Origin of the sequence: Sphingobacterium sp. UBA2610 (assembly GCF_002339225.1) — a bacterium.
GTDB lineage: Bacteria > Bacteroidota > Bacteroidia > Sphingobacteriales > Sphingobacteriaceae > Sphingobacterium > Sphingobacterium multivorum.
Window position 1 is genome coordinate 83389 of record NZ_DDKA01000034.1, and the last position, 19531, is coordinate 102919.

Here is a 19531-nt window from a genome sequence, read left to right on the forward strand (position 1 = left end):
AACAACGCATCAAATTATGGAAGAATTAACAAAAAAAGAAGAGGAAGTCATGCAGGTGATCTGGAAACTCAACGAGGTCTTTGTCAAAGATATTATTGAGTATCTGGATCCAAGCAGTTCAATTCCTTATAATACAATCTCCTCGATTGTAAGAATATTGGAAAAGAAAGGGTATGTAGGTTATAAGGCCTTCGGAAAAACTTACCAATATTATCCTTTGATTTCGAAGATGCAATACCGGAAATTATCATTCTCTAGAGTGCTCGATCATTATTTTGATGATTCGGTAGAGAATTTACTCTCTTTTATGGTAAAAGAAAAGAAGCTTTCGGCGGAGGATATTCAGAAAATAGAACAACTCATCAAAAAACAAGAAGATCATGAATAGCTTACTTTATTATTTATTTGAAGTTAACTGCAGTCTGGTAATCGGGGCAGTTCTTTATTTTCTGGTATTCAGACAGCTTTCATTTTTTCAATGGAACCGTTATTTTATCCTAGGTTTATGTTTGTTGAGTCTGCTTCTGCCATTTGGAACTGTACGTTTGGGTGAATTATTTCTTCCGTCGGCAAGTCCGGCTCTCGCTTTTGGACAATCCAATACACTAACTCATTCCATCGGAACTGCGAGTGGTCTCGTGTCAGAAGTAGAAATGGCCGATTCTTTCTGGCATTCTTTTTCGATCGGATATGGCATTGCTTATGGTTATCTGCTTGTATCTTTTGTATTGTTGTGCCGCTTTGCGTTTCGCTATATCCGCTTGTACCGTCGAATTGGACAGTTAAGTCAGTATAAATTTGACGGATTTACAATGGTTGCTCCTTTTGGACATTATGCGAATTGTTCTGTGCAGCATGTCATTGTTATGGAAGAGGATCAGCTCAATACGCCAGAAGGTAAATTGATTTTTGAGCATGAGCGTCAGCATATTGTTTTTAATCATTGCCGGGATAAATGGTTGATAGAAATTTTTCGTTGCCTTTATTGGCTAAATCCATTTGTTTATTGGTTGCGTAGACAGCTGTATTTGCTGCATGAATATCAGGTAGACGAGGTGTTAGCCAATCGATATGGTAACAGCGGCTATGCCCGTTTTCTACTGACTCAAACACAGCAGCCATGTCCCACTGGGTTGCAGAGTAGTTTATTTAAGAATAGACATGAGTTGGTGGAGCGGGTACAGGTTATGATGTCAAAACCTTCCTCCAAAAAGGCAAGATGGCAGTACGTATTGACTATTCCATTACTAGGTCTTTCACTGTTATTTTACTCTTTTATTAATCCACCGAAGAGCACTTGGTTTTCTACTTCTTTAAAAGAAGGAAGTAATCGGTCTAAAACGATCATTCTTGACCCCGGACATGGAGGAAAAGACACGGGTGGTATTTCATCTTTCGGATTGGAAGAAAAATCATTGACCTGGGAAACCTGTTTGCTTTTGAAACAGGAGCTGGAGCGCAAGGGGCACAAAGTCGTATTGTCAAGAGCGGCTGATGAATATAAATTACTCAGAGACCGATCGAACGTTGAAGGGGATTTATTGTTATCAATCCATTTCGACAATGTAAAGGGCAAACAATCTCTTCCTATACGGATATTATATCAGTCGGGGGTTAGTCATACGATGCTAGAAGAGCTTAACCGCAAATTTGCGTTTAGTTTGGGCCAAATGTTGCAACAGAATGGACTGGCTGCGGGTACTCCAGCGATAAATACAAAGCTTGCAATTTTACGCGGTGCTAAAATACCGGCGCTTCTCCTTGAGCTGGAGAACATCAATGCCATTGATAAAAACGTAAAACCTGAATTTATCCATAAACTAGCACAGGCTATAGACCAAAGCTTTGAAGACTAAGCGTTAATTTTCGTAGATATCATGAAGTTTAGGATACTTATAGGGTTATCCATGGCATTGCCATGTCTGTTATCGGCGCAAATAGTCCCCAAAACTAAACAGCAATTAACCGACAGCACGATGCTGCGAAATACTGGATCCGATTCAAGGAGGATAGATACAGTGCTTGTTGAGGGATCAGGGCCTCTCGAACAGCAACTTTTGGATCGGGTCCGTATTCGAACGGGCAGCAATCCCGTTTTATTGAATGGAAATACGTTGGCTGTTTTAAATGCCATTCCGAGTATACAGGTAGACGAATTAGGCAATTTTTCTTTACAGGGAAAAACGGGCGTGTTGATTACCGTCAACGGCAGGCAGACCTATCTCAACGGAACCGCTTTGATCGCCTATTTAAAATCTATCCCGGCAAGCTCTTTAGAGAGCATTGATCTCATGACCATTCCACCAGCAAAATGGAGTGCGGAAGGGGCCGGTGGAGTAATTGATATTCGTATCAAAAAGGATGTCCTGAAAGGTCTAACAGGAAATGTTTTTTTAGGAGCATCAAAAGGAAGGCTTTGGAAATGTAATAATGGCGTGGGGCTGCAGTATGGAATGAAGAAATGGACCTTAAACTCCAGTTTTTCCGTTGCACGCTCTTCGAATTATTTTGATGTTGACCGTAGGCGTGAACTTGCGTATCGTGAAAATGTTCATTATGTGATCGGACAGCTGAATAAAGAGACGAATAGCACGCAGGAATTAAATGGTCGTTTGGGCATGAGTTATCGAATCGACAAGCAGTCGTCTATTGAATTGAACTGGAATTATCTTCGCAATAATTATGAGGAGATAGGCGTCTATCAAAATGATTTTTCAGCCGATGGAACATTTATAAGTGCAGCCTAGGAATACGATTCCTTTTACATTTGTTAAAAAAATGTGGTCTATACGTGTTTTGAATCTCTATTGGGACGAAAATAGATTATATTCAGTACCTTTGCGGTACTTATTATTTTATAAAAGTTAGAAAATATCATGAGTACTCAAAAAGGACCTATTTCTCAATTTATTGAGCATAATTACCGTCACTTTAACGCAGCTGCATTAGTAGACGCTGCAAAAGGTTACGAGGAGCATCTGTTGGATGGTGGAAAAATGTTGATCTCTTTAGGAGGTGCAATGTCTACTGCCGAATTGGGTGTTTCTTTAGCAGAAATGATCCGTCAAGATAAAGTACACTTTATTTCTTGTACTGGTGCCAATTTGGAAGAGGACGTGATGAACCTTGTCGCACACTCACACTACAAAAGAATTCCGAATTATAGAGATTTGACAGCTGAGCAAGAAAGAGAGCTATTGGATAATCACTATAATCGTGTTACAGATACTTGTATTCCAGAAGAGGAAGCTTTTCGTCGTCTGCAAAAACATCTCGAGGATGTTTGGCATGCTGCTGAAGCTAAAGGTGAGCGTTACTTACCACATGAGTTTCTTTATCAAGTTGTTAACTCAGGTGTGTTGGAACAATATTATGAGATCGACCCAAAAGATTCTTGGATTGTTGCAGCCGCTGAGAAAAATTTACCGATCGTATGTCCGGGATGGGAAGATTCAACGACAGGTAATATCTTCGCTTCCAATGTGATAAAAGGTAAATTGAAAGCAAGTACAGTAAAATCGGGTATCGAATACATGATTTACTTGACAGAGTGGTACCGTAACAACTCCGCAGGTAAAGGTGTTGGATTTTTCCAAATCGCAGGCGGTATTTCTGGTGACTTCCCAATCTGTGTAGTTCCGATGATGTATCAGGATCTTGAATGGGAAGAAGTGCCTTTTTGGGCTTATTTCTGTCAGATTTCGGATTCAACAACTTCGTATGGTTCTTATTCTGGTGCTGTTCCAAACGAGAAAATCACTTGGGGCAAATTAGATATTGATACACCTAAATTTATCGTAGAATCTGACGCGACGATCGTTGCGCCATTAATTTTCTCGTATATCTTAGGTCATTAATCTTTTTGACATACAGAAAGGAGCGATTCTTCGCTCCTTTTTCTTTTCTCTTTTTCTTCTTTATCTTTACGGTTTAATATTTCTTTTCCCGATGAGCAATCTTACAACAGATAATCCCGTTGCACTTCAGGCCTTAATGGATGAAACCATCTTTGGAAATGGTTTTAATTTTCAAGCCGATCTGTCTGTACATCCTTTACAGGAGGAGAACAGTACTCATGTGCAATATGCTGACCCCTCATCCTCGACAACGAAAGATACCTCGTATTTGGCAGTGGGATTAGGTGCGGAGCAGGCCGCTATGGCTATTGGGTCCGGCAGGGTTGGCGATACTGTTGACAATCTGGAGGTATTGGGTGGTGAATTTATTTATCAAGGAAATAAGGATCAGGGCATACTATTTATATTGCGCTACGAGCAATATCCCTACTTTTCGCCCGCAGCATTGGACGCCTTTGAAAAAACAATTGGTGCCTTGAAATTGACTAAAGAGACCGTTGCGGTACTCAATTTGGCAAATCCCCATAATCCGAATGATTTTAAGCGCATTATGCAGTTTTTTCAACCGACTAAGATTATATTGTTGGGTGTGGAACCCGCGTCTTTAAAACTTCCATTTATTGAACATAATTCCTACATGAAAGGCCGTATTGCAACGGTTTTTAATACGTTCAGTTTTGAAGAGATGTTTGTCGATGTGAATAAAAAGAAGCTGTTCTGGAACGAATTTAAGACCTTTATTGTTTCCTGATTTTATCAGATACTTGTTCTGAATAAAAATTGGGGTTTAATGCTTATTTTTGGGGGCGTGAATTCATGGAAAGATAGTAACATACTACAACGTGAGGAGCACTGTCAACAAAGAGAAAGAACAAACAAAAAGCTAAATTTGAAGAAGATGCTAGAACTTGTATTTGCAACCAATAATGCCCATAAATTGGAGGAAGTCCAAGCGATCGTGGGAAGTGCTTTTATCATTAAGAGTTTAAATGATATTGACTGTAGCGATGATATTCCAGAGACAGGAGAGACCTTTGAGGAAAATGCCAAGCAGAAAACAGACTATTTGGTTAATAAATATGGACTTTACTGTTTTGGAGATGACTCAGGTTTGGAAATTGATGCATTAAATCGAGAACCGGGAGTTTATTCAGCACGTTATTCGGGATCAAGGGATATGGAAAAGAATATTGATCTTGTCCTACAAAAATTAAGCGATAACCCCAATCGTACAGCGAGATTCAAAACAGTTATTTCATTATATTTGAATGAGCAGCAGCACTTTTTTGAAGGCAGTATCGAGGGGAAAATTATTGAAGAACGTAGAGGTATTGATGGCTTTGGTTATGATCCCATTTTTATTCCGAATGGCTATGATAGGACGTTTGCCGAAATGACAGCGGCAGAAAAAAATAGCATTAGCCATCGAGCGATTGCTGTTGGTAAACTTGCTACATATTTAAAAACGAAATAGGTTAATAACTACCTCATTTGAGTTATAAATAGAAATTTTCATTTCTCTGAGCTAAGGAATGAGTGCGTCTGATACGATCAGGAGATAGCCTTAAATTAAAAAAGCAGCGCAAAACAATTTGTTTTGCGCTGCTTTTCTGTGCGACTCAGTATTGGCGGTTATTTAGCTTTTACTTTTGTTTGAATACTATCTTGAGCAGGTATTATCGCCGATTTATTGGTTGTTGAGTCAGACTTTGCAGCTGCTTTGTCGGTTGCGGTCTTTACATTTGTTTTTGTAGCGCTAACTTTATCCGTTGTTTCAGACGGCTTAGCTGTTTTGGTTACAGCGTTTGTTTTATTGTTTGCAGCGCCCACCTCTTTTTCTTCCTCGAGCGTTTCGGTAGCACCAGCTTTCTTAGCGGCACCTTTTTGAGGGGTCGTTGTTTTATCGCCTTTTTTAATAGACTTCATTGTCCCGGATTCTTCACCTTCTGGTGCAGTCGGAACCGTAAATGACGCTTTTGAAAGATCCCTTTTTCGATTTAATAAATCATCTTTTGATTTAGGTCGATCTTCGGGACGCCAGGTGAAATTCGGAAGAAATTCTTTGTCGGCCGTGACTTCAGCAATGGGATAGACTTTGCCATCCACTTTTCGAATAGATACATATTCCTTCAACTTATTATCTTCCATCAAGATCTTGAAACGACTGCTTCGATCATGTACAAGCTCAGTGGTTACATTGGTCTTTTCATCAATATTGTAAAAGATATTTTCTGCATTGCCATCAACAAACAAACGTTCCATACGGTTATTGGTGAAAAAGCTGGTAATCTTACGACCCTTAATCTGATTGAACTTTAATGAGTCGCTTGTTGCGTTCACCATGAAAGCATTACCGACGAGTAAGGAATTGTCCAATTTCTGATTCTTTACCTGTAAAAATATGGTATCTCCGGAGATTTGTGAGTTTTCGGCCCACATCATTGGTTTTCCCATCAGCCTGAACATCGAATCTTGCATACCATAATACATGGAATCTGCTACAGCCTGCAAGTCTGATTTAAATAATCGTGCATTATAGTAGGCTTTTATAATCCGTGTTTTAGCAGTATCCTGTGCAAGAGAATCTCTTCTATTCTCTTGGGCATTTTTTAAAGCTGCTCCCATCAATTTATCGGATTCACCGCCTTTGGGGATGATCGCTTTTTTACGCAAAACACTATCAGCCTTGAGGTTTTTTTCAATTTCTATCTTGTTTTGATCGCCGACAATAACTGGCGTTTTCTTTGGTGCAATCGGTTTTTTATTTATAAGTGTATCTTGTACTTTTTTAATGCTCTTTTCAAGAACCGGTTTGTCACTGTCTTTTTTAGACAAACTGTCTATTCCCTTGTGAAGGTTAACTCTTGTGTTATCTGATGTACCAGTAGAATCAACTGTTGTTGAGCTGGAATCCTGGTCACCATAATCCACTTCATTGTCATCTTCAATAGCCCCACCTTCACGATTCAATTTAAAATCTTTTGCAATATAATCTCGGCGAAATATCATCTGTGAGAAGAGGGTGTCGGCTGTCATAAAAACAGAATCGACTTGTGAATCAGCCTTAAGGGTTTTACTATTATCGCTTTTGATATTCTTACCTGGATGTTCCTTTTCTTCTAGAACAACTTGCGATGTGGCTTTATTTGATTTGAGTTCATCTTTGTTTTGTTCTTTTTCAATCTTCTTCAATTCCTTGGCTTCATTTTTTCGCTCTTTCTCCGATTTTTGTTGGGCAGGAGACAAAGAAGATACAGAATCTTTTTGTGTTGAATCTTTTTTGACCACCGAAATAATCAGGGGTTTGTCTGTCATTGTAATGGATTCGTTCCTCCCGTTGTACAAACCAAATCCACCATAGGCGTAAAATTTGTCTAAGGTATCAACAAAGACCACATTTTTTACGGCTTTACCGATTCCCACTTGTCTATCGTAGAATAGGCTGTCTCCTTTAAGAAACTTTGTCCCTTCTGTGTAGAGGTTGTTTTTAGAGAAATAAGCCTGGCCCGTTGCCATATGGTATCGGCCTTTTTCAGTATACAGGTTTTCCCCTTTATTTCCCTTGATATTCGTGGGACCATAGAAATCAGTAATGCGTGTATTACCATTATATTTCATGGAGTCTGTGTAGACTTTTACATTGGTCGATCGAACCACAACTTTTTGATTGAAATAAGATTCCCCTGTATTTTCGAAATAAGTAGCTCGCTGGCTTGTAATTGTATCGCTTCCTGATAGAATACGCCCGCCGCTGTAATAATTACCGATTTTACTTCGCATATTGTAGACAAGATGATCGGTCGTTAATACCGATCCACTAGTGCTGACCATTCGAACAGCGTCTGTAAGCGTAGCGAGCTGCATTGCTGCTTCATAATGTAATTTATTGGAAAATATCTGTGTCCCGTCGGGTTGAGTAATGATTACGTTTCCAAAGGCTTCAAAAAATTGTCGGCCAATGTTGTCTTTATGTAAATAGCCACTATCTGATGATAGCGTTGAACCTACATGTTCATAGACTGGACGGTAAAACAAAATATTGCCGTCTTTCCCAGTAATAATATGGGATGACGAAAGAAGCTTTAGTTCATCCTGTTTCTGTGCTTGGACCGACAAGCCAGTTAAAATAAATACAATAAGTGTATAAATGTATTGTTTCACAAGGGCAAAAATATGGATTTTAATTGCTACTTCACTGGATTTCACAAATTTTAAGAGTTGAATTTATCATTCGGACAAAATATACCGTAACTTTGTTCTATGAATGTGCTGGAAAGACTAATGGGCTATATTGAAAAGGAGCATTTGTTGATGCCTCATGATAAAATATTGCTTACGGTGAGTGGGGGGAAGGACTCGATGTTAATGGCACATTTATTTGCAAAAGCAGGGTATACGATTGCTATTGCACATTGCAATTTTCAATTAAGGGGGGCGGAATCGGAAGCGGATGAAGCTCTAGTCAGAAAATTTGCAGCGGAAAATAATGTTCCAATATACGTGAAGCACTTTGAGACACAAGCTTACGCAAAGGACCATCAGATTTCGACTCAAATGGCGGCACGGGAACTTCGTTATGCTTGGTTTGAGAAATTGCGCCATGAGCTGCAGTTCGACCGAATTGCAGTAGCTCAGCATCTGAACGATCATATCGAAACGGTACTCCTAAACCTTTCACGTGGAACCGGTCTCCAAGGACTCCAGGGTATTTTCCCTATACGGGAACGCATCATTCGGCCACTACTTTTTCTGAAAGCAAGCGAGATAGAACATTTTGTTGATATGTATGGGATTGCTTATCGAGACGATCAGTCCAACTTTTCAACAAAATATGCGCGTAATAAAATAAGAATTGATATCATCCCACATTTTAAAAAACTTCAGCCAGATTTTGAGATAGTCTTCGAGCAGAATATCAATCATTTTAAGGAATCTTATCAGCTGTTGCAGCAATTTGTGGAGCCTATACGGAGAAAGCTGTTTTATCCTATAGATGAGGGCTGGGGAGTTCGGAAAGAAGACCTGGAACCCTATATGGATAATTTGCCTTTACTCTATGAGTTGTTTTCGGCTTTTAATTTCTCAAAGGCGGTACTAAGCGATCTTCAACAGGCTTGGACAAGAGAGTCTGGGCGTATTTTTCAATCCGATGCCTACCATATGCTCTTGGATAGAAATGAGCTTTTTATTCGTGAAAAGGAATTTATTTCTCCCGACGAGGCTTTAATCACCTCCGAAACTTCGACTGTGGAGTGGAAGCACTATTGTTTTCATGCCAATGTTTCTGCGGATCTAGCTATCGTCAAAGCGAGTGAGGTTGCAAAGCTGGATTATGATGTATTAGTTTTCCCGCTCACGATTCGATCTTGGAAAGTTGGCGACAGCTTTTATCCTTTAGGTATGGAAGGGCGGAAGAAGTTGAGTGATTTTTTTATCAATAAGAAGATCAGCTTATTTGAAAAAGAAAATATTCCGATCGTGGTGAATGGAAATGGAGATATCCTGTGGGTAGCCAAATATCGCATGGACAATCGTTATAAAATTACCGCCAATACAAAAAAAGTCCTTACTTTAGTTTGCAGAACTGATTAGCAGCAAAAAATTGCTGATGTTAATCAGCGCCAAGGGTCTCTGTTTTGAGAATTAATGCCATATGGTTGGTAGTCCAAACAATGGGTCCTGGAGGTGACAAAATCTATAGAAGTAAAAACGAAGTTATTGAGAAGCTCTGCTATTAGAAAACAATGGTGTGAAGTCTCCAAATTAATAGCTAAATCTTAAGTAAATGAAAGAAGGTGTACTTTATTCGGAAAATCAATATTTAGGTCGTGACCGTGTTTGGATAAGCGTGCGTTTGGTGCTCGTACTTTTTTGCTTCACAGCATTTTATTTGAATTTAGACCATTTGATATCGAGTCAATTGTTCTTTATCGTAGGAGTAGGTATTATCATCACGTCCATTGTCATGATGTATATGGTATTATTCCGTACGGAAGTATTTCAAGACCATATACTGATTAGTGGACTATGGTCTACTCGTGTCGTCAAAATCGATCTTGCCTCTATTACAAAAATAGAAAAGGCGCCTTATAGCACATTCTTTTTCAATAATCCGGTTTATAATCTGCATACAAAAGGAAAGATTAAATTCTTTGCTGGTGGCAAAAATGCTGTTTTTTTAACAGATAAAGATGGTCTTACCTACGTATTGGGAACACAGCGCCAGGAAGAGCTCTATCGAGTAATTATGGAAACAAAAGGGCGATTAGGAAAGTCTTAAAATTTGTTAATAAATTCTTATCTGACATTTTAAAGACAACTGTTTATCGAGTTATTGGTTAAATTTGAGAAAATAGCAACGAATTAACTATGGCATTTTTAAAATTTATACTTATTGCATTCGCTGTTTACTTTGTAGTAAGATTCTTATTTAGATTATTTTTACCATTTGCAATGCGTAAGGCAGCTGAAAAGTTGATGAAAAAAGCGCAGCAGCAGGGTGGAGCATACGGTAGCCAAGGATCAGGCGGTACATTTTATTATGAGTTTAATGGTCAAGGACAACAGGAAAGTAAAAGGTCTCAGCCCGAAGGAAAGGTACATGTCGATTACATTCCACCGAAGGATGGCCCTGAACGCAAAGGGACTGAAACTGCTGGTGAGTTTGTGGATTTTGAGGAAATAAAATAATTTTTAGCAACCCAAATAGCGTATCTTTGTGCTATGTGGCTGAAGCAACTTTCTGTTCTGAATTTCAAGAATTACTCGGAATCATCTTTGGAATTTCTTCCAGAGGTAAATGCGTTTACAGGGAATAATGGTGTTGGTAAAACCAATCTTTTGGATGCGATTCACTATTTATCACTCTGTAAAAGTTATTTCAATCCAATTGATTCGCAGCATATCAAATCAGGTAATGACTGGTTTATGGTACAGGGTGAGTTTGATAAAGAATCAATTAGTGATTTCATTTCTTGTAGCCTTAAGAAAAATCAGAAAAAGCAGTTCAAAAAAAATAAAAAGGATTATCCCCGACTCGCTGACCATATCGGCTTATTTCCTTTGGTCATGATATCCCCCAATGATAGTATCATCGTAACAGATGGGAGTGAAGAGCGCAGAAAGTTTGTCGATAATGTGATTTCCCAGACAGATAATAAATATTTAGATACCCTAATTATTTATAATAAGTTTTTAGCCCAACGTAATAGTCTCCTTAAACAAGCGCGTCAAACCAGTGTATTGGATCTAGGCCTAATCGAAATTCTCAATTTTCAACTTGAAGAAGTAGGAAATATTATTTTCCAGAAAAGAAGGTCTTTTATGGAGGAATTTCAGCCAGAGTTTGATCGACACTATCAGTTCCTTACCGAGGATGCAGAGTCTGTTCACTTACACTATGAATCGCCTTTAATGGCTGATACTTTTCTAAATATTTTGGAGAAGAATTTGGAACGTGACCGTATTCTGGAACGCACAACTCAGGGAATACATAAAGATGATCTAATCTTTACCATTCACGGTGGAATGCCCTTAAAAAAGTTTGGCTCCCAGGGCCAACAAAAATCTTTTCTAATTGCACTGAAGCTTGCGCAATATTCTTACCTACAACAGAAAAAGGGTTTTAAGCCTTTACTTCTTTTGGATGACATCTTTGATAAACTTGATGATCGCCGTACACATAAATTGATGCAGATGGTTTCAGAAGATGATTTTGGACAGATTTTCCTGACGGATACAGATTCCATGAGAATTCAGCGAATCTTTGACGAAATCAGCCGCCCTGTTCGTATCTTTGATATTGAAGGAGGACAAGTCAATGTATAAGAAGCAAACTAAAAAAAGCCTAGAATTCATTCGATCGAGCGACGATATGACGATTAAAGAGGGGGTTGAGCGTCTTTTGGAGGCTTATAAGCTACGAAGGAAATTTGATGAAACTTCGATCGCATCTGTTTGGCCTCAATTAATTGGTAAAGCTATTGCTAATCGCACGCAGCAGCTATATGTTCGGGATAAAAAACTGTTCGTACGTGTTGAGTCTGCTGTTATTAAGAATGAATTGGCGCTTATGCGAAGACAAATTCTAGGAAGAGTAAATGAATATGTAGGTCACGTCATTATTGAAGAAGTCGTGATTTTATAAAACCTCCTTTCATGTTAGAGCAACTCTTTTAATATTTTTTCCCTATATCTGAGGCTAGTGCCTTAAAACTTTTCTCAAACTTCGAGCGTATTGAATTAAAACGAGTATTCTCATTGACGCGACAGCAGAAGAGGAATGGAGCCCAACTATCAAACAGTTTGAAAAGCAACCGGTCGGAAATGCACAGGTTAGATTTGTCCAAGGTTGAGTTGTTTTGGATTGTTTTTTCCTTTTCTGAAAACTACTTATAGAAACAAAGCGCAGATTTGACCTTTTCAACATAGCGATAAAAAGACGGATAGCATATAGTTCTTAACTTTCCACAGGGATCTGTTAGTATAGCTTTTTTATAAACACGCTATTTAACAAATTTGTCGATGACCGCTAACTTATACACATTTTTATGTGTATAACCCCCTACTTATACACATTTTGGTGTTTTTTTGACTCCTGTTAATTTGTGTTATTAACAATTTCATGTTGATAAGTGGTTACTTGTGCACATTTTATGTTGATGCGCATAGGTCATTAAGCTACTTATTAACATTCTCTATGTTAATAAGTAGCTTGTTTTGTTAATAAGTATGTTGACGGGAGTAGTTTATGCACAAATTACCAACAATGACGCTGGGGAAAATTTTGCAAATAGGTCAGTATGTAGAATTTCTATTGAAAGTTGGTTTTTATAGGAATTGCTCCAAGTCACCTTTTCCTTCACGAATTACTTCAAAAGTTCCTTCTGTAAGATCAACCACGGTAGATGCGACATTATCGCCATAACCGCCATCTATAACAGCATCAACTAGATCTTCGTATTTTTCGTGAATTAATTCTGGATCGGTAGAATATTCAATAATTTCATCTTCATCGTGAATGGAGGCTGTCACAATAGGGTTGCCTAATTGTCTGACAATTTCACGAACAATATTATTGTCTGGAACACGGATACCCACGGTCTTCTTTTTGGAACTTAGGAGCTTAGGGACTTTAGTTGTTGCGTTAAAAATAAAAGTAAAGGGTCCTGGCAATGCTTTTTTCAATACACGGAATACGGAGGTATCGAAGGATTTTGTGTACTGCGAAATATCTGTTAAATCATAGCAGATAAATGATAGGTTCGCCTTTTCTGGTTTTAGCCCCCTAATTTCACATAAGCGTTCTATGGCTTTTTGTTGCGTGATATCACAGCCAATACCGTATACGGTATCGGTAGGGTAGATAATTACACCACCACGGCGAAGAATATCAACTGCCTGTTCTATTGCCCTGGGATTGGGGTTATCGTTATATATCTTAATGAGCATTTTTATTTTTGTTAAGCACCTGAATTAGGTCTAATCTCAGGCCCTATTGTAGGATGTCAATAGGGCAATGGTTATTATCTGCATTCAGATACACTATATATAAAAGAACAACAGCCAAAATATTTTGTTTTGGCTGTTGTTCTTTAGATTAAAATTCTGCGTTTTTCGGTGTGCGCGGAAATGGTATTACATCGCGGATATTTGTCATTCCGGTTGTGAATAATACCAAGCGCTCAAAGCCTACACCAAATCCTGAATGTGGGACTGAACCAAAGCGTCGTGTATCCAAGAACCACTCCATTTCTTCTGCAGGAATACCAACTTCAGCCATGCGATCGAGTAAGCGATCAAGATTTTCTTCACGTTGCGAACCACCGACCATTTCACCAATACCTGGAAAAAGAATGTCCATGGCACGGACTGTGTTTCTTCCTTGTGCATCCGGCTCATTTTGCTTCATATAAAAGGACTTGATTTCGCGTGGATAGTCTGTTAAGATAACAGGTTTTTTGAAGTGTTTTTCCACCAAATAACGTTCGTGTTCCGATTGTAAATCAGCTCCCCAGTCATCAATTAAATATTTGAATTGTTTCTTCTGGTTTGGTTTGCTACGCTTTAATATTTCAACGGCATCTGTATAGGTTACGCGTTCAAAATCGTTTGTTAAAACAAAGTTCAATTTCTCTACCAGGTTTAATTCTGACCGTTCCGCAGCTGGTTTTGATTTCTCTTCTTCCATTAAGCGATTTGTTAAGAACTCAATTTCTTCTGGACAAGTTTCCAAAGCGTATTTGATGACATATTTCAGCAAAGCTTCGGCCAGATCCATATTGTCTTCCAATTCATAGAAAGCCATTTCTGGTTCGATCATCCAAAATTCGGCTAAGTGACGTGTTGTATTTGAGTTTTCCGCTCTAAATGTAGGGCCGAACGTATAGATGTTTCCAAAGGCCATAGCGCCAAGCTCCCCTTCTAATTGGCCTGATACAGTAAGGTTCGTCGATTTCCCAAAGAAGTCTTCTTTGAAATCGATATCTCCATTTTCTTTACGTGGCGGGTTTTTTAAATCCAAGGTTGTAACCTGGAACATTTCTCCAGCACCTTCCGCATCCGAACCTGTGATGATTGGTGTATGCATGTAGACAAAGTCATTTTCCTGAAAAAACTTGTGTACTGCAAATGCTAAAGCATTACGCACTTTGAAAACCGCATTGAATGTTCCGGTACGGAAACGCAAATGCGCAATTTCACGTAAAAATTCTAAGCTATGCTTTTTGGGCTGTAATGGATATTTTTCGGGATCAGAGTCGCCAATAATACTAACTTCTGTCGCTTTAACCTCAACTTTTTGCCCTTTACCCAGTGATTCTACCAATTGACCTTTTACGCGAACTGCTGCTCCAGTGGTGATCCGTTTTAAGATATCTTCAGGTGTATTTTCAAAATCGACTACTGCTTGAATATTATTGATTGACGAACCGTCATTGATTGCTATAAACTGATTGTTACGGAAAGTTCTTACCCAACCTTTAACAACGACCTCTTTGCCAAATTCTGTGGCATTCAATAGTTCCTTTATTCTTGTGTGTTCCATCTTAATTTTTGGAGATTGACTTGTAAAAGATGCTTTGTTAGAAAAGCAATACAAAAATAAGCTATTCTGTTGGTTTATTGGTTATAAATGTTGATTTAATTCACTTGAAGATGGTTCGTTAATGTGCAAAGGAAAAATATTTTCTGAAATAAAGATGGGTGAAAACGCAAAGCAGGGGAAACGACACATAGCTCACTTTGCTATGAAATATCGGATCGGTAGGAAGTGCTTTTTTTTCGTTGTGGCGTACAGAAATAGCCGATAGAAACAAAAAAGCGCGGATTATAACTAATCCGCGCTTTTTGTTATGATGATTAAAGGAACTAACCTTTTAATACTTTTGTTACCAATTCAGCAGCTTCTTTCAATAAGATTGCGGAATAAACTTGTAAACCGGACTCATCAATTAATTTTTTAGCCTCTTCAGCATTCGTACCTTGAAGGCGAACGATGATTGGAACAGGGATGTTACCGATTTCGCTGTAAGCATCAATTACACCTTGAGCAACACGGTCACAACGAACAATACCACCGAAGATATTAATTAAGATCGCTTTTACGTTAGGGTCCTTTAAGATGATATTGAAACCAGCCTTTACAGTTTCAGCGTTAGCAGTACCACCTACGTCCAAGAAATTTGCAGGTTCACCACCAGCTAATTTGATGATGTCCATTGTAGCCATTGCTAAACCAGCACCATTTACCATACAACCTACGTTACCATCTAATTTAACGTAGTTAAGGTTTGATTCACCAGCTTCAACTTCCGTCGGATCTTCTTCAGTTACGTCACGCATAGCAGCGTAATCTGGGTGACGGTACAAAGCGTTCTCATCAAGATTTACCTTCGCATCAACTGCTAAGATCTTGTCGTCTGAAGTTTTTAATACCGGATTGATCTCAAACATAGAAGAGTCTGTAGAATCGTATGCTTTGTAAAGAGCAGCAACAAATTTTACCATTTCTTTGTGTGCAGCACCAGAAAGACCAAGATTGAAAGCAATTTTACGTGCTTGGAATCCTTGTAAGCCTACTTTTGGATCGATTTCTTCTTTGAAAATCAAGTGTGGTGTTTTTTCTGCAACTTCTTCGATATCCATACCACCTTCTGTAGAGTACATAACGATGTTACGTCCTTTAGCACGGTCTAATAATACAGACATGTAGAATTCTTTTGTTTCGCTCTCGCCTGGATAATAAACGTCTTGAGCTACCAAAACTTTGTTTACTTTTTTACCTTCAGGTCCAGTTTGAGGCGTTACTAATTGCATGCCAATGATGTCAGTTGCTCTTTGTTTGACTTCATCTAAGTTCTTAGCCAACTTGACACCACCACCTTTACCACGGCCACCAGCGTGAATTTGAGCTTTAACAACAACCCAATCAGAATTGTAGTCTTCTTTCATTTTTTTGGCCGCTTCCACAGCTTGCTCTGGAGTATCTGCTACGATACCTTCCTGTACGCGCACACCAAAGCTCTTTAGTATTTGCTTTCCTTGATATTCGTGAATGTTCATTTGCAAAAATATTTGGCGTAAAAATATAATTTTTTGGGGGATAAGACAAGGGATAAGTTGCTCTTTTATCTATTTTTTGACATTTAGACAAAATAAAATGGCTGGAATAGAGAAATAACAGCTTATTTATTCAAACTCGTGGTATCGTAAATTTATTTATCTTTGTCCTATGATGTTACATGCCAAAGGAATTCACAAAGCTTATGGATCATTACCAATTTTGAAAGGTGTTGATATCGCTGTTGAAAAAGGGGAAATCGTCAGTATTGTTGGTGCCTCAGGAGCTGGAAAAAGTACACTGTTGCATATTATTGGTACCTTGGATAAGCCTGATCAGGGAACAGTTTTCATCAATGGTGTTGATGTTCAAAAATTGAATGCTAAAAAGCTCAGTGCTTTCCGTAATGAACATATCGGTTTTGTTTTTCAATTTCACCATTTGCTGCCTGAATTTACGGCCTTGGAAAACGTATGTATTCCAGCTTTTATTCAGGGAAAAGGGAGATCCGAGGCGGAAGCTAAAGCAAGAGAATTGCTGGAATTATTGGGGGTTTCTCATCGTATTGACCACAAGCCCGCTGAAATGTCTGGCGGCGAACAACAACGCGTTTCTGTGGCCCGCGCTTTGATCAATGATCCTTCCATTATTTTGGCCGATGAACCTTCGGGTAATCTTGACTCAGAGAACGCGGCAGCTTTACATCAATTGTTTTTTGATCTTAGACATAAATTTCAACAGACATTTATTATCGTTACTCATAATGAGGAGCTTGCCCGAATTTCGGATCGAACGATTCATATGCGCGATGGGTTAGTCGTGTAACAGTAATCGGGATTATAATTATATTTTTAATGAAGAAAATACTCATAACTTTCGGGACCAGACCTTTGGCGATGCGTATCGCTAAAAGACTTGGGACTGATTTCGAAATATTATATGCAAGTTCAGAAGATATTCCCGAATTGCTTTTAGCCTCAGGGAAATATGCTAAAATTCCAAAAGGTCTTCTTCCTACTTTTGCGCATGAGATACTCAAATTAAGTTTAGACCAAGAGGTTGATTATGTTTTGCCTCTGGGTGGTTTTGAGCTGGAGCCATTGTCCACTGCCAAGGTTTTATTTGAGGAATATCAGATCTCCGTTCTTGTCCCCGATAAACAGCAGCTTGAAACTATTCCTGTTATGGAAAATCCACCTGCTGAATTGCCTTATAAACTCCTTTCGAAGGGGAACAATTTATTGGATTCGACGAGATTTGACAGGCCATTGGATGGATTGTTTGTCACTTCGGATTCAGGCGAGGACTTAGCGCTAATCTGTGTGTCCAAATAGAATCTTATTGTTGTGGCCAGTGTCATTAAGGTTTTAACGATGTCGACACAACCCTTAATTTTAAGCTTTTACTTATCATGATGTTTCCAGAAGATAAAAAGGTATATGTTTTTGAATTGGATGATGTTGTTTTTCCTAAAAAGGATTACTTACTTCAAGTATATTATCTTTTTGCTAGTTTTATAGAATTTACAGAGACTGTTCCTGCGCAAGCAGATTTGGTTCAATTTATGAAAAATCACCTTGAGCATCAAGGTGAGTATTTATTGTTCGAACATGCGCAGCAAACTTTTGGATTTGATCCAAAATATAAAGAGAATTTTGAGCGGCTTCATGTCAATGCAATTTTGCCGCTACGGTTACATTTGTTTGATCATATTAATACGCTGTTTAAGCAATTAAAAGCGGCAGATAAACATGTATGTATTTTGACGAAAGGAAATCCGCTAGAACAACTCAATAAAGTTAAATTTGTGGATTGGGGTGAATATGGGGATGATATAAAGGTTTATTTTAAAGATGAACTTGTTTTTAGGGAAATTGATCCATTGGAGTTCCTCGCCAAGGAGTTTACCGTTGAAACGGCTGCAATTCAATTTGTAGACTAAGTTTACAGTCAGTATCTTTGTTGAATCTACCAACAATAATTGCCATTAAAGTCGTTGTCGATATTGTTGAGAAAAAATTATGATTAGGGATATAAAAGCCCTATTTTTATATAAAGCCCTTGGATTTATGAATAAAGTGAACAAGCCTGCCACGATTAAAGAAATTGCCAAGAAGCTCAAAATCAGTCCTTCGACAGTTTCTAGAGCATTGAATGATCACCCAAGTATTGGACTGGTAACAACAATGCGGGTTAAAAAAATGGCCGAAGAATTGAATTATGAACCCAATCAGACGGCTATATTCTTCAAGCAGCGTAAAACTTTTACGATTGCTGTAATCTTACCGAGTTTGTCTGAACCGTTTTTTTCTTTCGCCATTAGTGAAATTGAAAATGTTGCATCAGAACACCGATATACAGTTCTGATGGGGCAATCCTTGGATGATCCTGATCGGGAAGAGCAAATTTTAAAAACATTTAAAAACCATCGTGTTGACGGGATTTTAATGTCTATAGGTAAAAAGACGACCAATTTGGAATTTATTGAGAAATTGGAATCGTCCGGTATCCCGATTGTTTTCTTTGACTGTGTGCCTAGTTTACCCAATATCAATAAAGTACAAAGTGATCTTTCTACGGGTATGAACGAAGCTGTGGACGCCTTCGTAGCCCGTGGACACAAAGTTATCGCGCTTGTAAATGGGCCGAAAACACTGCCCGCTAGTGAAGACAGAAAAGTAGCTTACCTATCGGCAATGAAAAGGAATGGGATGGATATTCTGGAGAAGAATATCATCGAAACGGATTTGAGTACGGAAGGAAACGAGAAAGCGATGGATCATATATTCGCGATGTCTGAGCGGCCTTCAGCCATTATATCTTTTAATGACTTTGTTACACTTGATTTGATGAAAGCAGCCAGACAAAAGGGTCTTGTCTTAAATCAAGATATTTTCTTTATTAGTTATGCCAACTATCCGTTATGGCAATATATGGAAAATCCGCCAATGGGGCGCATAGAGCAATTTCCAGGCATGCAAGCGCGTAAAGCCGCTGAAATCTTATTTGAACGCATTGACAATACCGAAATTGTCGATCAACAGATCGTCTTTAAGTCACGATTGGTTATGTAATCGCTATTATCCATTCGGCAATAAAACTAAAAAGGGGAAAA

The 19531-nt window shown here is 38.6% G+C and carries 19 protein-coding genes; 15 read left to right on the plus strand and 4 right to left on the minus strand.

The window, feature by feature from the left end; genetic code table 11:
* Positions 1 to 16 precede the first annotated feature (16 nt).
* The 6 genes from B4Z47_RS23380 (at position 17) to B4Z47_RS23405 (ending at position 5331) form a co-directional block, all read left to right on the plus strand.
* Positions 17 to 388, plus strand: a complete 372-nt coding sequence (locus B4Z47_RS23380; protein WP_070560671.1) for a BlaI/MecI/CopY family transcriptional regulator — start codon at positions 17 to 19, stop codon at positions 386 to 388.
* On the plus strand, positions 381 to 1856 hold the full coding sequence (locus tag B4Z47_RS23385; protein ID WP_070560670.1) for an N-acetylmuramoyl-L-alanine amidase: 1476 nt from the start codon (positions 381 to 383) through the stop codon (positions 1854 to 1856). The genes B4Z47_RS23380 and B4Z47_RS23385 overlap by 8 nt, the downstream gene beginning before the upstream one ends.
* 21 nt (positions 1857 to 1877) lie before the next feature.
* On the plus strand, positions 1878 to 2747 hold the full coding sequence (locus B4Z47_RS23390; protein WP_139144857.1) for a hypothetical protein: 870 nt from the start codon (positions 1878 to 1880) through the stop codon (positions 2745 to 2747).
* Positions 2748 to 2876: 129 nt separating this feature from the next.
* Entirely contained in the window at positions 2877 to 3857 is a 981-nt protein-coding gene (locus tag B4Z47_RS23395) for a deoxyhypusine synthase family protein (RefSeq protein ID WP_046674101.1), read from the plus strand.
* A 91-nt stretch (positions 3858 to 3948) separates the two neighbouring features.
* Positions 3949 to 4608, plus strand: coding sequence for a hypothetical protein (locus B4Z47_RS23400; protein ID WP_254667620.1), 660 nt, complete (start codon positions 3949 to 3951; stop codon positions 4606 to 4608).
* A gap of 147 nt (positions 4609 to 4755) precedes the next feature.
* Positions 4756 to 5331: a non-canonical purine NTP diphosphatase gene (locus B4Z47_RS23405; protein ID WP_070560711.1), complete on the plus strand. Its 576-nt coding sequence runs from the start codon at positions 4756 to 4758 to the stop codon at positions 5329 to 5331.
* Positions 5332 to 5489: 158 nt separating this feature from the next.
* Here B4Z47_RS23405 and B4Z47_RS23410 read toward each other — a convergent pair whose 3' ends face one another.
* On the minus strand, positions 5490 to 8018 hold the full coding sequence (locus B4Z47_RS23410; RefSeq protein ID WP_286728036.1) for an OstA-like protein: 2529 nt from the start codon (positions 8016 to 8018) through the stop codon (positions 5490 to 5492).
* A gap of 99 nt (positions 8019 to 8117) precedes the next feature.
* Here B4Z47_RS23410 and tilS point away from each other — a divergent pair, with 99 nt between their 5' ends.
* The 5 genes from tilS to B4Z47_RS23435 all read left to right on the plus strand — a co-directional run bounded on the left by tilS (position 8118) and on the right by B4Z47_RS23435 (position 12003).
* Positions 8118 to 9449 (plus strand): tRNA lysidine(34) synthetase TilS, encoded by a 1332-nt coding sequence (tilS, locus tag B4Z47_RS23415; RefSeq protein ID WP_286728038.1) that lies wholly within the window; start codon positions 8118 to 8120, stop codon positions 9447 to 9449.
* A gap of 193 nt (positions 9450 to 9642) precedes the next feature.
* Positions 9643 to 10137 (plus strand): hypothetical protein, encoded by a 495-nt coding sequence (locus B4Z47_RS23420; protein WP_286728039.1) that lies wholly within the window; start codon positions 9643 to 9645, stop codon positions 10135 to 10137.
* A gap of 89 nt (positions 10138 to 10226) precedes the next feature.
* On the plus strand, positions 10227 to 10547 hold the full coding sequence (locus tag B4Z47_RS23425) for a DUF4834 family protein (protein ID WP_070560663.1): 321 nt from the start codon (positions 10227 to 10229) through the stop codon (positions 10545 to 10547).
* Between the two features lie 33 nt (positions 10548 to 10580).
* A complete protein-coding gene (gene recF / locus B4Z47_RS23430) occupies positions 10581 to 11684 on the plus strand; it encodes a DNA replication/repair protein RecF (protein WP_286728041.1) in 1104 nt (367 codons plus the stop codon).
* On the plus strand, positions 11677 to 12003 hold the full coding sequence (locus tag B4Z47_RS23435) for a DUF721 domain-containing protein (RefSeq protein WP_070560660.1): 327 nt from the start codon (positions 11677 to 11679) through the stop codon (positions 12001 to 12003). Before recF ends, B4Z47_RS23435 begins: the two co-directional genes overlap by 8 nt.
* Before the next feature lie 683 nt (positions 12004 to 12686).
* Here the strand turns inward: B4Z47_RS23435 and B4Z47_RS23440 are convergent.
* The 3 genes from B4Z47_RS23440 to sucC all read right to left on the minus strand — a co-directional run bounded on the left by B4Z47_RS23440 (position 12687) and on the right by sucC (position 16418).
* On the minus strand, positions 12687 to 13307 hold the full coding sequence (locus B4Z47_RS23440; RefSeq protein WP_070560659.1) for an L-threonylcarbamoyladenylate synthase: 621 nt from the start codon (positions 13305 to 13307) through the stop codon (positions 12687 to 12689).
* A 148-nt stretch (positions 13308 to 13455) separates the two neighbouring features.
* Positions 13456 to 14901: an asparagine--tRNA ligase gene (asnS, locus tag B4Z47_RS23445; RefSeq protein WP_112373791.1), complete on the minus strand. Its 1446-nt coding sequence runs from the start codon at positions 14899 to 14901 to the stop codon at positions 13456 to 13458.
* A gap of 323 nt (positions 14902 to 15224) precedes the next feature.
* Entirely contained in the window at positions 15225 to 16418 is a 1194-nt protein-coding gene (sucC, locus tag B4Z47_RS23450; RefSeq protein ID WP_046674091.1) for an ADP-forming succinate--CoA ligase subunit beta, read from the minus strand.
* A 172-nt stretch (positions 16419 to 16590) separates the two neighbouring features.
* Here sucC and B4Z47_RS23455 point away from each other — a divergent pair, with 172 nt between their 5' ends.
* The 4 genes from B4Z47_RS23455 to B4Z47_RS23470 all read left to right on the plus strand — a co-directional run bounded on the left by B4Z47_RS23455 (position 16591) and on the right by B4Z47_RS23470 (position 19490).
* Entirely contained in the window at positions 16591 to 17241 is a 651-nt protein-coding gene (locus tag B4Z47_RS23455; RefSeq protein WP_172462322.1) for an ABC transporter ATP-binding protein, read from the plus strand.
* 29 nt (positions 17242 to 17270) lie between these two features.
* Positions 17271 to 17750, plus strand: coding sequence for a hypothetical protein (locus B4Z47_RS23460; RefSeq protein ID WP_070560653.1), 480 nt, complete (start codon positions 17271 to 17273; stop codon positions 17748 to 17750).
* A 77-nt stretch (positions 17751 to 17827) separates the two neighbouring features.
* Positions 17828 to 18358, plus strand: a complete 531-nt coding sequence (locus tag B4Z47_RS23465; protein WP_070560652.1) for a hypothetical protein — start codon at positions 17828 to 17830, stop codon at positions 18356 to 18358.
* Between the two features lie 127 nt (positions 18359 to 18485).
* On the plus strand, positions 18486 to 19490 hold the full coding sequence (locus B4Z47_RS23470; protein ID WP_070560710.1) for a LacI family DNA-binding transcriptional regulator: 1005 nt from the start codon (positions 18486 to 18488) through the stop codon (positions 19488 to 19490).
* The last annotated feature ends 41 nt before the right edge of the window (positions 19491 to 19531 follow it).